The following is a 13,800-nucleotide window of genomic DNA, read 5'->3' on the forward strand; positions in this document are numbered from 1 at the left end:
CTCATTGGAACTCGAAGATCTGCCGGAACACGCCGGGCGCGATGATCGACAGCGGATTGACGGTGAGCTTCGGCTGGGCCATCGAGCCGGCGACCTTGAAGGTGATCCCCAGCAGGCCACGATCCCGGCCGTTGCCGAGGATGGTGCCGATGATCGGCAGTTCGGCGAACAGCCGGTTGAGGCCGTAGGCCGGCATGAAGGTCCCGGTCAGGTCCATGTTGCCGGCCGCGTCGCGCACCATGCCCTGGAAGGTCGCACCGATCTGCTCGCCGCGCACCACGCCGTTCTGCAGCGACAGCGCCCCCTGCCGGTAGACGACCCTAGCAAAGCCGCGCTGGAATTTTGCCGAGCTGACGTCGATGTCGCGCTTCACTGCCGAATTGAGGCTGCGGCCGTCCTCGCCGACCGGAGTCGAGACGATCGACTGCAGCCGGCTCTCGTTGACCAGCGAGAAGCTGCGGATGTCGATCGAACCGCTCCAGTCGTCGCCCTCCTCGTTGTCCAGGCGGATGTTGAGGAGGCCGCCGCGCAGATGGTCGTAGAGGTCGGCGAAGCGGGCAACCGCGCCGGCATCGCCGCTGGTCAGCGTGATGGTTTCCGCGGCACTGCCGGAGGCGGTCTTTGCCACCACCGCCTGGCCGCTGGCGGTGACGCCGGAAAATTCGACGCCGTGCATGTCGCCGTCCCTGACGGTGATCGACAGGTTGGCGTTGCGGATGCTCTCGTCGTTGAAGCCGACGATGCGGTCGAGCTTCGCCTTCACCCGGGCCGCATCGCTGCCCTTGCCGCTGCCCTGCTTGCCGCCCTCGCCGCTGCCATTCTTGAATTTCGACAGCACCGGCCGCAGATCGGCAGCCGACCCGGTGAGCGAGACGTCGTAGATACCCTTGCCGCGGCGGATGGAGGCGGCAAAATCGTCGGCCGGCGACAGCTGCACGTGGCTGAAATCCGCCGAGCTCAGTCCGCCCTTGTCGAGCGCCACCTTGCCGTTGATGCCGAACCCGTCGCCGGACAGGTCGAGCTTCTGGATTGTCGTGTTGCCATCCTTGCTCTGCACCTCGGCGCTTGCCTTGGCGGCAATGCCGCTGCCCTTCGTCCAGCCCACCCATGGAACCGACAGGGTTGCCTTGCCGAGATCGAGCTTGACCAGCTGGCGCTCGGCGTCAATCCGCGACAGCTCCAGGCCGATCTGCCCCTTGATGATGTCGGAGAGGCCGGGCGCCAGCTTTTCACGCTGCGCATCGTTCAGCGTCGCGCTCAGCGACAGCTCGCGCGCCACGTTCGACTGCGAACCGATCGGCTCGACCAGCGTGACTTCGGCAGGCACCGTGTCGATGCTGGCCTTGGCGTTCAGACGCACGGCCTTGTCGTCGATGTCGAGCGTCCCGTCGACGTCGGTGACGGTGCGCCCTTCCATCGGCTTGGCCAGATCGACGCCATCCAGCGCGACGCTCGCCTTGAAGGTCGGCGCCGGCGGCTGCTGGTCGTTGATCAGCCCGAACCGTGCATTGACGGTCGCCTTGGCCTTGCCGGAAAAATCTTCCGGCTTGAAATCAGTGCCTTTCAAACCGTTGATCGGCTTGAAGGTGGCAAGCTCGGCCACCGCGTCGGCGGCTCCGGACACAGTCATCTCCAGATCCGCCATCAGCGGCTTGCTGTAGGTCGAGCCGATGGTGAACGATCCGCCCTCGGCGTTGACGGTGCGGCCAGACGGGAAATAGGCGTTGGCGCTCTTGAGGTCGACGCGCAGCCGCTCGCCCTTCAGGTCGAAGTGGCCGGCAACGTCGCGCAGCGGCGGTAGTTCGCCGGGCAGCGTCAGGCGGTTGTCGGCGATGTCGAAGGCGACGCGCAATTCGTCGGCGTTGAGCTCCATCGGCTGGCCCGGGCCCTTCATGCGCCCGGCCGGGATGAACACCGAGATCGAGCCGTTGGTCACGGTTCCGCCGAACAGGCTCGACGTCACCCAGTCGCGTGGCTTGTGCGCCATCCAGAACGGCCACAGCTGCTTGACCGCCGCGACATCCATGCGCGGCAGCTGCGCTCCGAAGCTGATCTCCGGCGACTGGTTGCCCGGAAAGTGGATCTTTAGCGCGCCGGCCATCTGCCCCATCGGGCTCGATACCTGCATCTCGTCGAATTCCAGCTGACGATCGCGCGACAGGTAGCGGCCGCCGGCCTTCATGTCGAACAGCACCGGTTCTTCGCCGCCGGCCGAGCCTTGTGCCTTGCCGCCACTGACCAGCAGGTCGAGGCCGAAGCCCGGCCGTTGCTCGGCCGCGTCGATGCGGTTGAGATCGATCAGCGCGCCGCTGAGCGGCAGCACGGTCGGCCCGAAGCGCAACTCCGAAGGCATGATCTGGATCGAGTTGCGGGTGAAGTCGTAGGCCGCGCGGATCTCGGCGCCCGACAGTTCCTGGCCGATCCCGTCGAAATAGAAGCGCCCGCGGTCGTGGTGGATCTCGGCTTTGATCGCCGGCTCCGTCTCGGCCGTGTCGCGCTGGGCGTTGAGGTCGAGCGCGATCGAGCCCTCAAGACCTTCGCGCGGCGAACCGTCTTCCATCCGCTGCAGCAGGAACGGCGTCAGGTCGAGGCCGCCGATCCGCGCCGTCAGCATCCGCGTCACGCCGTTGACGGCAGTCGCGTCGACCGTCAGGTCGGCTGGCCGGCCATTGAGTTCGACGCGGCCCTTGAGGGCGATCTGCCCGGCATCGGTCATGGTGAAGTTGAGGTCGGAGACAACCAGCGTCGAGACCTTGCCGGACGCGTCCGGCGGGAACTGGATGTTGATGCCCGAGATCCGCACCGATCCGGTGCCGGTGCGCTCGATCAGCCCGCGCGCCTCGTCGAGCCGCTGAAACGCCTGCTCCAGCGATGCCGGCAGGCGGTCGACACGCACGGTCGACAGGTCCATCGGGTCGCCGGCCGGCAGCAGCGCCGTGTCGAGGCTGATGTTTTCGGCCTCCATGTGGCGGATCGACACGCGGCCGCTCGCCAGCGCCAGCGGATCGATGGCAAGACGCACCGCGCCGGTGCGCGTCAGGTGTTCTCCCGTCGCCACTTCGACGATATCGACGTCGCGGGCGACAAGCGCCAGCCGGAAATCCGAATCGAATCGGATGGCCGTCGAACCGACAGTCGCCCGGTAGCGGTTGCCGATCGCGCCGTTCAGCGCCGCCTGCGCCCGGGCGTTCAGCGCGCCGTCGACGGCGCCGGTCTCGATGGCAAAGAAGGCGCTCGCCACGGCCGCCGCGATCAGCACCGCAAGCCAGGTGACATAGCGGGCAAAGCTGTGGATGCGCCGCCGCCGGGGCGGGCAATGGACGATGACGGGATCGTGCGCCTGGGCCGAAGGCAGCGCATGCAGCGGGATCATGTCCTTGCGGCGGAACCTGACTTTTTCGCCTCGTATTTCCGCCATGGTTCTCCGGTTCTCATCACGCGCCCGTTGCCGGGTGATCTGGACCCGCGGCGCGCCAGTATATAACGAATGCGGCAGCAATTCCCCTAGATACTGGCGAAAGAAAGGAAAACAATGTCGGATCTCGCACAGGGCGCACCCGCCCCCGATTTCACGCTTCCCCGCGACGGCGGCACCACCATCCAGCTTTCCGCTAACAAGGGCAAGACGGTCGTCCTCTACTTCTACCCGAAGGACGACACCAGCGGCTGCACCGCCGAGGCCATCGACTTCACCGCCAAGGGCGCCGACTTCGAAGCGGCCGACGCCATCGTCATCGGCATCTCGCCTGATTCGGCCGCCAAGCACGACAAGTTCGTCCGCAAGTACGCCCTGACCGTGGCGCTCGCCGCCGACGAGGATCATGCGGTCTGCGAGGCCTATGGCGTGTGGAAGGAAAAGAGCATGTACGGCAAGAAGTACATGGGCGTCGAGCGCACGACCTTCCTCGTTGCACCCGACGGGACGATCGCCCGCGTCTGGCCGAAGGTGAAGGTCGAGGGTCATGCGCAGGACGTGCTCGATGCGGCAAAGGCCTTGAAGCCGTGACGGGCCTGTGACACTCAGACATCCATGACCGAGGTTCAGACAGACGATCTTCCTGCCATTCCGTCGCTGCGCGGCGGGGCGATCCTGGCGATCGCCTCCGCCGATCTCGACCGCAAGACGGCAATCGCCCAGCATGCGGCGACCCGCTGGTTCGCCCGCCGCCTGTCACTGCGCTCGCCGCTCGATCCGCCGCTCCCGGACCGGCCCGGCCGTCCGGATCGTCCGCAGCTGGTGCCGCCGCGGGCCGTCGAGAAGCGCTCGCTGCACACCCTCAAGGGGCGCATCGCACTCCTCCACTCCATCGCCCATATCGAACTCAACGCCGTCGACCTGGCGCTCGATATCGTCGCCCGCTACGCCACAGAGCCGGTTCCGAACTCGTTCTTCGACGGCTGGATGCAGGTCGCCTTCGAGGAGGCCAAGCACTTCAGGATGGTGCGCGCCCGGCTGCAGGATCTCGGCGCCGATTACGGCGACATGCCCGCCCATGACGGCCTGTGGCAGGCCGCCCACTCGACCCGCAACGACCTGACGGCGCGGCTCGCCGTCGTGCCGCTGATCCTCGAGGCGCGCGGGCTTGACGTCACCCCGTCGCTGCAGGCGAAGATGCGCGATACAGGCGACATGGAAACTGCTGCCGTCCTCGATGTCATCTACAACGACGAGAAGGGCCATGTGGCGATCGGCGCCAAATGGTTCCGCTTCCTCTGCGCCCGCGAGAAGCGCGATCCGGCGGCCACCTTCAAGGAGCTGGTGCGGGCCAATTTCCGCGGCTCGCTGAAGCCGCCCTTCAACGATGTGGCGCGCGCCGAAGCCGGCCTGACGCCGTCGTTCTACCGCTCGCTGACGGCAACCAGCAGCGCCTGACGGAAGCGGCGTTTACTTCGCCGGCAAAGCACCCAAACGCGTCCCGAAAGGCCCGGAGTTAACCCGGGATTAACCTTAACGATGTGTAGTCGCATTGACGGATCGGGGTGATGAAGGGTGCGGGGGACGAGCGTGGCAGGGGCAAGCGACAACCGCGTTTTCAGCAGACGGAGCGCACCGCCCGTGCTGATCCTCGCCTCGGGCGAGCGCATCCGCCACATGACCATCCGCCCCTGGATGACCGCCGCCGCCGTCTGTTTCGTCGGCCTCTTCACCATCGGCTATCTGGCTGCCACCACCTATCTCGTGCTGCGCGACGACCTGATCGGCGCCGCCATGGCCCGCCAGGCGCGCATCCAGCACGATTACGAGGACCGCATCTCGGCCCTGCGTGCGCAGCTCGACCGCATCACCTCGCGCCAGCTGCTCGATCAGCAGGTCGTCGAGCAGAAGGTCGAAAAGTTGCTGGAGCAGCAGGATGCACTCTTCTCCCGCCACGGGCGGCTTGGGTCGCTCGTCGAACGGGCCGAGGAATCGGGCCTGACGTCGGCCCCTGCGCCCAAGGCCAACGCCTTCCAGCCCGTCGTCAAGGACAACCAGGCGAACGCCAGCTCGGGGCAGAAGGCCATCGACCGGCTCCTGGCGCTGGACCCGTCCCTGCCCGCCGGCCGCTCGGCTGCGACCGCCTTTGCGCCGACGCATGAAAGCGTCGCCGATCGCGCCGACCGTGTCTTCTCCCGCGTCACCCGTTCGCTGCGAACCGTCGAGCAGGAGCAGTTCGCCCGCATCCGCGGCCTCACCGACGATGCCGACAAGACGGTGTCCGCGATGACCCGGATCATGCGCCGCACCGGGATCGACCTTGCAACGGCCGACATGGCCGCCCCCGCACCGAACGGCATCGGCGGACCTTTCGTCGAGCCGGCGGCCGTCAATGCCTTCGACACCTCGCTTGATCGGCTCGATGCCGCACTCAACCGCCTGGAGACGGTGCGCGATACGGCGCGGAAGCTGCCCTTCGGCAATCCGGCGCCCGGTCGCGACATCACCAGCCCGTTCGGCAACCGCGTCGACCCGTTCATCGGCCGCCTCGCCCTGCACGCCGGCGTCGATTTCCAGGCCGAGAGCGGCAACGGCATCCGCGCCACCGGCAACGGCCGCGTGACCGCTGCCGGCTATACGAACGGCTACGGCAACATGGTGGAGATCGACCACGGCCAGGGCGTATCGACGCGCTACGGCCACATGTCGAGCATCCTGGTCTCCGTCGGCGACACAATCGCGGCCGGCGAGGTCATCGGCAAGGCTGGATCGACGGGCCGCTCCACCGGCCCCCATATTCATTACGAAGTGCGCAGGAACGGCGAGGCAACCGACCCGATGCACTTCCTCAACGCCGGGATGAAGCTGACAAGCTACTTGAAATAAACCATCGATAGACCCAGTATTATCCTTAACGGCGGCGGAATCGACATTCCTGCCGCCTCTCGGCGTGGTTTTCTTGACTTTGCCGGCCATTGCGCCTATGTCGCGCCCATCGTCGGACACAGCACTGATCCGACTCACAGCGTTCTTAGTGAACCGGAACGGAAACAGTTTTTTCTTTGACCACATTTGCTGACCTTGGCCTGAGCCAAAAAGTCCTCTCCGCCGTGACCGACGCGGGTTACACGATACCCACGCCGATCCAGCTTGGCGCGATTCCTCCCGCACTTCAGCGGCGCGACATCTGCGGCATTGCGCAGACCGGTACCGGCAAGACCGCCTCCTTCGTATTGCCGATGCTCACCCTTCTCGAGAACGGCCGAGCGCGGGCCCGCATGCCGCGCACGCTGATCCTCGAGCCGACCCGCGAACTGGCAGCCCAGGTTGCGGAAAACTTCGAAAAATACGGCAAGAACCACAAGCTCAACGTCGCGCTGCTCATCGGCGGCGTCTCGTTCGAAGAGCAGAACCGCAAGCTCGAGCGCGGCGCCGACGTGCTGATCTGCACCCCCGGCCGCCTGCTCGACCACTGCGAGCGCGGCAAGCTGCTGATGACCGGCGTCGAGATCCTGGTCATCGACGAAGCCGACCGCATGCTCGACATGGGTTTCATCCCGGACATCGAACGGATCGCCAAGATGATCCCGTTCACCCGCCAGACGCTGTTCTTCTCGGCCACCATGCCGCCGGAGATCCAGAAGCTGGCCGATCGCTTCCTGCAGAACCCGGAACGCATCGAGGTCGCCAAGCCCTCCTCGACCGCCAAGACCGTGACGCAGCGCCTCGTCGCAGCACACGCCAAGGATTATGAGAAGCGCGCCGTTCTGCGCGATCTCATCAAGGCGCAGGACGAACTGAAGAACGCCATCATCTTCTGCAACCGCAAGAAGGATGTCGCCGACCTGTTCCGCTCGCTGGAACGCCACGGCTTCTCCGTCGGCGCCCTGCATGGCGACATGGACCAGCGCTCGCGCACCGAGATGCTGGCAGGTTTCAAGGCCAATGCGATCACCCTGCTCGTCGCATCCGACGTTGCGGCCCGCGGCCTCGATATCCCCGACGTCAGCCACGTCTTCAACTTCGATGTGCCGATCCATGCCGAAGACTATGTTCACCGCATCGGCCGTACCGGTCGTGCCGGTCGTTCGGGTCAGGCCTTCACGCTGGTGACCAAGTCGGACGCCAAGTATCTCGACGCCATCGAAAAGCTGATCGGCGAGAAGATCGAATGGGAGAACGGCGATCTGTCCGCGCTTCCGGCACCTATGGAAAGCCAGGAAAGCAATCGTCCGCGCGGCAAGGGTCGCGAGCGCGACAAGGATCGTGATCGCGAAGGCACGCGCGAGCGTGGCCGCGGCAAGCGCGCCGGTCGCGACGAGGATCGCAGCCCGCCTCCTGTCGTCGTCGAGGCGGCAGCAGTGGCGGAAGCGCCAAGCATTGAACCCATCAGGCCAGCAAGGACGGAAAACGTGGCAGCAGAGCACCAGAAGGTGGACCATCGCAGGCAGCAGCAGCACGGTGGACGCAACAGTGGTCGGCCCAATCCGGCCAATGACGATCATCGCGAACGTCGTGCCCGCCAGCACCGCGACCATGACGACGGCCCGACCCCGGTCGGCTTCGGCGACGACATCCCGGCATTCATGCTGATCGTCGCCGGCGCCAAGGCCTGACACCTCCATGTCTGCGGAAATCTACATGCCCGCACAGCCGGGCATTGATTTCCCGGGTTTTGGAACCGGTCTCGTCGTGCTTCGCGACGATGGCAGGATCCTCCTCTACCGGCGCGTCAAGGCGCCGGAGGCCGGACACTGGAACATTCCAGGCGGCAAGGTCGACCACATGGAGCGATCGGCGGATGCGGCACGCCGCGAGGCCGAGGAAGAAAGCGGCCTGACGATCGGCGCCGTCAGCCTGCTCTGCGTCTCCGAACAAGTGATCGAGAGCGACCGTCAGCACTGGATTTCCGTCATTTATCTGACGCAGGACTTTTCCGGCGAAGCAACGATCACCGAACCCGACAAGCTGTCCGACATGGGCTGGTTCCTGCCGACGGAACTGCCGGAGCCGGTCTCGGCCTTCACCCGTGACGCCGTTCAAAAGCTCGCCCTGCGCCCCCGCGCCTGACCCTCTACTACTGCCTACTGCCTACTGCCTACTGCCTATTGCCTACTGCCTACTTACCGCCTACGCGCTCCCCTTGCGCGGCTTGGCGCCCCGCATGCCGGCTTCCGCCGCGAGCCTCACCCACTTCGTCATCAGATCCGGATCGTCGAGCGCCTCGTCGGGGATCGACCAGTAGGGCATCAGCACCGGCTTGCCGGACTTGCCCTCATACGCCCACTGGCGAGAACCGGCGGCACGGAAATGCGGGGCGGTCTCGGCATCCGCCTTCAGCAGGATCTCGCCCGACACTTCCAGCGCGCAGATCGCGCCATCGTGGTAGATGCCCTTGCCGCCGAACATCCGGCGGATGCTGACCGGGCCGAGGCTCTCGAACAGCTCTTCGATCGCTGCATTGTCCACTGCCGTCCCTCCGTCTGTCCCCTGGCCGCAATGGCCGCCTTTGGCCGAAGACGTCGCCTAGCCTTTCAGGATGCCGCCCGCTGCTTCCACCGCCTGCGGCGTATCCACGTCCACATGTGCCGCCTGGCCGATCTCCACGTCGATGATCGGCAGGCCGCAGGTCTCGATGACGTGCCGTGCGCCGACATCGCCCTCCAGCTGCATCAGGTCGCCGAACGTGGCGCGCGGCAGGATGACCGGATTGCCGCGCTTGCCGCCGGCAACCGCCCGCACGATCGCCCGTCCGTCCGCCTTGCGAAAGGCGTCCGCAAGCGCACCGATATCGGCCGGTGATAGACCCGGCATGTCGGCAAGTAGAACCATCACGCCCGCGACTGCGGCGAGCGCCGGAGAACCCAACCCCGTCTTCAGCGAGCTTGCCATGCCGCTTGCATAGTCGCGGTTTTCGGCGATCGTCAGGGATAAGCCCTCGAGCGCTGCGGAAACCTCCGGGGCGCGGTAGCCGGTGACAGCCACCAGCGGTCCGCCAAGCGCGGCGATCGCCCGCTCGGCGACCCGCCGCACCAATGGCATTCCGTCGAACTCCGCCAGCAGCTTGTGGCCCGCCTCGCCCATGCGGCTTGCCCGGCCTGCCGCCAGCAGCACGCCGCCGATGAGCAGCGGCCCGTCCTTGCGCATGCCGAGCTCGCGCGGCTGCGGGCGGTTCGGAATTTCCATCAGCAGGCCTCCCACGCCAAGCCCCGTCAGATCCTCCACCGTCGGCGCCTCGCCGGCAAGCAGCCGGTTCAGCACCCAGTCGAACCCGTTTTCCTTCGGCGAGCGGGCGCAGCCGGGTGCTGCAACGAGAGGCATGTCTTTGAGCCATCCAAGCACCAGCAGATTTCCGGGGTCGACCGGCAGGCCGACATGTTCGACAGAGCCGCCGGCAAGCCGCATCGCCTGCGGCAGCACGTCCTCGGCATCGCAGACCGCCGAGGCGCCGAACAGCACGATCATCTTCGGGCCGCTGCCGTTGTCGATCGTCGCTGCGGCGCGGATCGCTTCGGCCACCGCCCCGGCCTCGTGGGCCACGCGCCGCTCCGAGACGACGACGCTGCCGGAGGACGCCAGCCGCCGGCCGAGCAGGTCGGCGGTCTTGTCGAGCACTGACGGCTTGGTGAGCGGCAGCACGGTCTGGATCAGCGCCACCGAATGCGGGCGGTAGAGCCGCAGGCCGATCGCCTCTCCGGCCGCAAGGATGGCGCGCGCCGCCTCCACCGGCTGCGAAGCAACGGCGAGCGGAATGATCTTGATGGTCGCCACCATCGCGCCGGCCGAAACGCTGCTGCGGTCGGCAAGGCAGGCAAGCGTGATTGCCGGATCGATCCGGTTGAAGCGGTCGATCGTCTCGCGGTCGGCACGAAAAAGCCCGGCAGCGGTCGCATGAATGTTCACCCGTCCGGTCGCCGCCTCGGAAAGTTCGAGACCGGCAGCGGCCAGCGCCGAGGCAAGCCGGGCGGCGGCGACGTCCTCCGTCAGATCGCCGGGCTCCAGACGCGCCGCGACGATCTCGCTTATCCCCTCGCCACGCAGCCGGTCGACATCGCTCCGCGACAGGCGCGTCCCTTTCGAGATCCGGCCATCGGCCGTCTGCACAGCATGGGCGAGGATCGTCCCTTCCGCCTCGGCGAGCGGCACGGTTCCGAAGATCATGCAGCGGCTCCGCCGATGTCGCGCCGGCGATAGGCCTCGACGATCTGCGCCAGCACGGCAAGCGCGATCTCCTCGGGGCTTGCGGCGCCGATGTCGAGACCGATCGGCGCGCGGATGCGGGCGATGTCGGCCTCGCTGATGCCCGCCTGCTGCAATCGCTCGGCTCGCTTGGCATGCGTCTTCCGGCTGCCGAGCGCGCCGACATAGAAACAGCCGCGGCGCAGCGCTTCCGCGAGCGCGAAATCGTCGATCTTCGGATCGTGGGTGACGGCGGCCAGCGCCGTATAGCCGTCGAGCGGCCGTGCCTGCAGCACGTCCTCCGGCCAGTCCGCCACCAGATCGACGCCGGCAAACCGCTCGGGCGTCGCAAACGCCGTGCGCGGATCAATGATCGTCAGGTCGAAGCCGATGACCGGCGCCAGCCGGGCCAGCGCCTGGGTGATGTGCACGGCGCCGATCGCAACGATCCGCGGCGGCGGCAGGTGGACGTTGAGAAACACCGACCGGCCGGCGATCTCGGCGAGCCCGGACTTGCCGCTCAGGAGGACCTTGCCCGCCGCTTCCCGCAGGGTTTCGGGCCAGGCCTCTCCTTCGACCAGAACCGTCGAGGCGCCGCCCTCCACCTCTGTCGCCAGCACCACCGCCCGGCGCGACTGGCGCGCGGCGTTCAGCCGGATAAGTGTATCCAGTTCCATCAGCCGAGCCTCTCGACATAGACCCGGATGCGGCCGCCGCAGGAAAGACCGACCCGCCAGGCCGTCTCGTCGGCGACGCCGAAGTCGAGCATCTTTGCGGCGCCGGCCTCGATCACGTCGAGCGCCTCGGTGATCACCGCCCCCTCGACGCAGCCGCCGGAGACGGAGCCTTCGAAATTGCCCTCGCCGTCGACGACAAGGTGGCTGCCGGCCGGCCGCGGCGCCGAGCCCCAGGTCTCGACGACGGTCGCGACGGCAACCGCCCGGCCCTCGCGTTTCCAGGCTTCGGCGGTTGCCAAAGGATCCAGTTGGTCGTTCATGTCGGTCTCCCTGTCTCGGTCCGCTGCAGGTACCGCCGCGGATCGGATGTGCCGGATGTGGAACCGGAAAGCGCCGCGGCAAGCTCGCCGAGCGACGCCAGATTGTGCATGGGGCGGAATTCGTCCACGTGCGGAAGCATGGTCTTTACGCCGCGCGCCAGCGCCTCGAAGCCCTCGAAGCGCAGCAGCGGGTTGAGCCAGACGAGCCGCCGACAGCTGCGGTGCAGTCGGTCGATCTCGCGCTCAAGATCCTCGACGCCGTCGCGCTCCAGACCGTCGGTGATCAGCAGCACGACGGCACCACCGCCGAGCACCCGGCGCCCCCACACGCGGTTGAAGGCGGCAAGCGTTCCGCCGATCCGTGTGCCGCCGGACCAGTCGGCGACGGTGGCACTGCAGGCGGCGAGCGCCTCGTCCGGGTCGCGCGCCCGAAGGCTGCGGGTGACATTTGTCAGCCGCGTTCCGAACAGGAAGACGTGGACGCGCCGCCGCCGTTCCATGATCGCGTGGCAGAACTGCAGGAAGATGCGGCTATAGGCGCTCATCGAGCCGGAGATGTCGACAAGCACGACAAGCGGCGGCGGTTGACGCCGCACCGTCCGGAACACCGGCAGCATCAGGTCGCCGCCGCTGCGCATCGATTTTCGCAGCGTCGCCCGCCGATCGATCCGCGCCGGCCGTGGCGACGCCTCGAAACGCCGGGTCGCAACGCTCTGAAGCGGCAGCGCCAGCCTGGCAATCTCGTGCCGCGCCTGCGCCAGCTCGGCCGCCGTCATCTGCGCAAAATCCGTCCGCCGCAGCACTTCGGATGCCGAAGCCGTTCGCCGCGAATCGATCTCCAGCTCCGGCTGTGCAGGGCTCTTGGATGGCCGCTGCCGTTCGGCCACCAGCGCCTCGTCGACGCGCGCCGCGCCCGGCTTCGGCTTTTCCGGCGGGCGGTTGTCGGCGGTCTTCGGCGACATCATCTGGATCATCTTCTCGACGAGATCCCGCTTGCGCCAGTACAGCCGGAACGCCTCGTCGAAGACCGCCATTTCCTCGCGCCGCTTGACGAAGATCGCCGCCAGCACTGCCCGGAATTCGTCGCGTCCGCCGATACCCACGGCCTCGACCGCAGCCACCGCATCCAGCGTCGATTGCGGCGAGGTTTTCAGTCCGGCGCGCCGCAGCAGGCGGGAAAAGTAGAGGATGTTGTCGGCAAGCCGCCCGCCGTGATCGACAACGGGTGCAAGAACGGTCGTTCCGGCAGAATGTGCGCTCGCCATCATCTCACCCGGCCGCCAGCAGTTCGGCCGTTACGTCGGAGAGGATCCGCGCTCCCTCGCCGCCGCCGATGCGGGCAATGTCGTCCTGGTATTTGAGCAGCGTCCCGAGCGTATCGGTGATCGTTTCCGGATCGAGCGCCATGCGGTCGAGTTCGGTGAGTGCGGTCGCCCAGTCGATGGTCTCGGCAATCCCCGGGTTCTTGAACAGGTCGATCGTCCGCAGCCGCTGGACATAGGCGACGACCTGCCGCGAGAGGGTCTCGGATGCCTGCGGCACCTTGCGCCGCAGGATGGCCAGTTCCTGGGCAGCTTCCGGATAATCCACCCAGTGATAGAGACAGCGCCGCTTCAGCGCGTCGTGGATCTCGCGGGTCCGGTTGCTGGTGATGACGACGATCGGGGGTTCGGCCGCCCGTATGGTGCCGAGTTCGGGAATGGTCACTTGGAAGTCCGACAGCACTTCGAGCAGAAACGCCTCGAACGCCTCGTCGGTGCGATCCAGTTCGTCGATGAGGAACACCGGCGCCGTCTCGCCGGCCTCAGCCAGCGCCTGCAGCACCGGTCGGCGGATCAGGTGACGCTCGTCGTAGAGATTGGCCTGCAGCTGTCGGCGATCATCGACCCCGGAGGCTTCCGAAAGCCGGATGTCGAGCATCTGCGCCGGATAATTCCATTCGTAGACGGCCGACGAGACATCCAGTCCCTCGTAGCACTGCAGCCGGATCAGCGGGCGGTCGAGCCCCACGGACAGAGCCTTGGCGATCTCGGTCTTGCCGACGCCCGCTTCGCCCTCGAGGAACAGCGGCCGCTTCATCCGCAGCGCCAGGAAGATCACCGTCGCCAGCCCGCGCCCGGCCAGGTAATCCTGTCCTTCGAGCAGACGGAGCGTATCGTCGATCGATGTCGGCGTCGTACCTGCCTCAAATCGTTCCATGGCGCCTCCA

The 13,800-nt window shown here is 66.8% G+C and carries 12 protein-coding genes; 5 read left to right on the forward strand and 7 right to left on the reverse strand.

Going from position 1 to position 13,800, the window contains the following annotated elements:
* Position 1 precedes the first annotated feature (1 nt).
* Entirely contained in the window at positions 2–3,418 is a 3,417-nt protein-coding gene (locus AAIH46_RS01455) for a DUF3971 domain-containing protein (RefSeq protein WP_430303734.1), read from the reverse strand.
* Between the two features lie 114 nt (positions 3,419–3,532).
* Between AAIH46_RS01455 and bcp the strand changes: the two genes are divergently transcribed.
* From bcp to AAIH46_RS01480, 5 genes are all read left to right on the forward strand, one after another.
* Positions 3,533–4,006, forward strand: coding sequence for a thioredoxin-dependent thiol peroxidase (bcp, locus tag AAIH46_RS01460; protein WP_430303736.1), 474 nt, complete (start codon positions 3,533–3,535; stop codon positions 4,004–4,006).
* Positions 4,007–4,030: 24 nt separating this feature from the next.
* A complete protein-coding gene (locus AAIH46_RS01465) occupies positions 4,031–4,873 on the forward strand; it encodes a ferritin-like domain-containing protein (RefSeq protein WP_430303737.1) in 843 nt (280 codons plus the stop codon).
* A gap of 132 nt (positions 4,874–5,005) precedes the next feature.
* Positions 5,006–6,301, forward strand: coding sequence for a M23 family metallopeptidase (locus AAIH46_RS01470; RefSeq protein ID WP_430303738.1), 1,296 nt, complete (start codon positions 5,006–5,008; stop codon positions 6,299–6,301).
* Between the two features lie 176 nt (positions 6,302–6,477).
* Positions 6,478–8,031 carry a DEAD/DEAH box helicase gene (locus AAIH46_RS01475; protein WP_430303739.1) on the forward strand — a complete coding sequence of 518 codons (1,554 nt, stop codon included), beginning with the start codon at positions 6,478–6,480 and terminating at the stop codon, positions 8,029–8,031.
* A gap of 25 nt (positions 8,032–8,056) precedes the next feature.
* Positions 8,057–8,485, forward strand: a complete 429-nt coding sequence (locus AAIH46_RS01480) for an NUDIX domain-containing protein (RefSeq protein ID WP_430303740.1) — start codon at positions 8,057–8,059, stop codon at positions 8,483–8,485.
* 60 nt (positions 8,486–8,545) lie between these two features.
* Here the strand turns inward: AAIH46_RS01480 and AAIH46_RS01485 are convergent, their stop codons facing one another.
* Genes AAIH46_RS01485 through AAIH46_RS01510 form a run of 6 tightly spaced genes read right to left on the reverse strand, consistent with a single transcriptional unit; the run spans position 8,546 to position 13,790 of the window.
* Positions 8,546–8,884: a TfoX/Sxy family protein gene (locus AAIH46_RS01485; protein WP_430303741.1), complete on the reverse strand. Its 339-nt coding sequence runs from the start codon at positions 8,882–8,884 to the stop codon at positions 8,546–8,548.
* A gap of 57 nt (positions 8,885–8,941) precedes the next feature.
* Positions 8,942–10,576, reverse strand: coding sequence for an NTP transferase domain-containing protein (locus tag AAIH46_RS01490; protein WP_430303742.1), 1,635 nt, complete (start codon positions 10,574–10,576; stop codon positions 8,942–8,944).
* On the reverse strand, positions 10,573–11,271 hold the full coding sequence (locus tag AAIH46_RS01495) for an XdhC family protein (protein WP_430303743.1): 699 nt from the start codon (positions 11,269–11,271) through the stop codon (positions 10,573–10,575). The genes AAIH46_RS01490 and AAIH46_RS01495 overlap by 4 nt, the downstream gene beginning before the upstream one ends.
* Positions 11,271–11,591, reverse strand: a complete 321-nt coding sequence (locus tag AAIH46_RS01500; RefSeq protein WP_430303745.1) for an XdhC family protein — start codon at positions 11,589–11,591, stop codon at positions 11,271–11,273. Before AAIH46_RS01500 ends, AAIH46_RS01495 begins: the two co-directional genes overlap by 1 nt.
* Positions 11,588–12,859 carry a vWA domain-containing protein gene (locus AAIH46_RS01505; RefSeq protein ID WP_430303746.1) on the reverse strand — a complete coding sequence of 424 codons (1,272 nt, stop codon included), beginning with the start codon at positions 12,857–12,859 and terminating at the stop codon, positions 11,588–11,590. Before AAIH46_RS01505 ends, AAIH46_RS01500 begins: the two co-directional genes overlap by 4 nt.
* 1 nt (position 12,860) lies before the next feature.
* Positions 12,861–13,790, reverse strand: a complete 930-nt coding sequence (locus tag AAIH46_RS01510) for an AAA family ATPase (protein WP_430303747.1) — start codon at positions 13,788–13,790, stop codon at positions 12,861–12,863.
* Positions 13,791–13,800: the final 10 nt, after the last annotated feature.

This window comes from Rhizobium sp. 0TCS1.26, from assembly GCF_050455525.1.
Taxonomy (GTDB): domain Bacteria; phylum Pseudomonadota; class Alphaproteobacteria; order Rhizobiales; family Rhizobiaceae; genus Neorhizobium.

Excerpts from the sequence above, each read along its gene's own strand:
- AAIH46_RS01455 (WP_430303734.1), bottom strand. The coding sequence starts at position 3,418 with ATGGCGGAAATACGAGGCGAAAAAGTCAGGTTCCGCCGCAAGGACATG.
- bcp (WP_430303736.1), top strand. The coding sequence starts at position 3,533 with ATGTCGGATCTCGCACAGGGCGCACCCGCCCCCGATTTCACGCTTCCC.
- AAIH46_RS01465 (WP_430303737.1), top strand. The coding sequence starts at position 4,031 with ATGACCGAGGTTCAGACAGACGATCTTCCTGCCATTCCGTCGCTGCGC.
- AAIH46_RS01480 (WP_430303740.1), top strand. The coding sequence starts at position 8,057 with ATGCCCGCACAGCCGGGCATTGATTTCCCGGGTTTTGGAACCGGTCTC.
- AAIH46_RS01490 (WP_430303742.1), bottom strand. The coding sequence starts at position 10,576 with ATGATCTTCGGAACCGTGCCGCTCGCCGAGGCGGAAGGGACGATCCTC.
- AAIH46_RS01495 (WP_430303743.1), bottom strand. The coding sequence starts at position 11,271 with ATGGAACTGGATACACTTATCCGGCTGAACGCCGCGCGCCAGTCGCGC.
- AAIH46_RS01500 (WP_430303745.1), bottom strand. The coding sequence starts at position 11,591 with ATGAACGACCAACTGGATCCTTTGGCAACCGCCGAAGCCTGGAAACGC.
- AAIH46_RS01505 (WP_430303746.1), bottom strand. The coding sequence starts at position 12,859 with ATGATGGCGAGCGCACATTCTGCCGGAACGACCGTTCTTGCACCCGTT.
- AAIH46_RS01510 (WP_430303747.1), bottom strand. The coding sequence starts at position 13,790 with ATGGAACGATTTGAGGCAGGTACGACGCCGACATCGATCGACGATACG.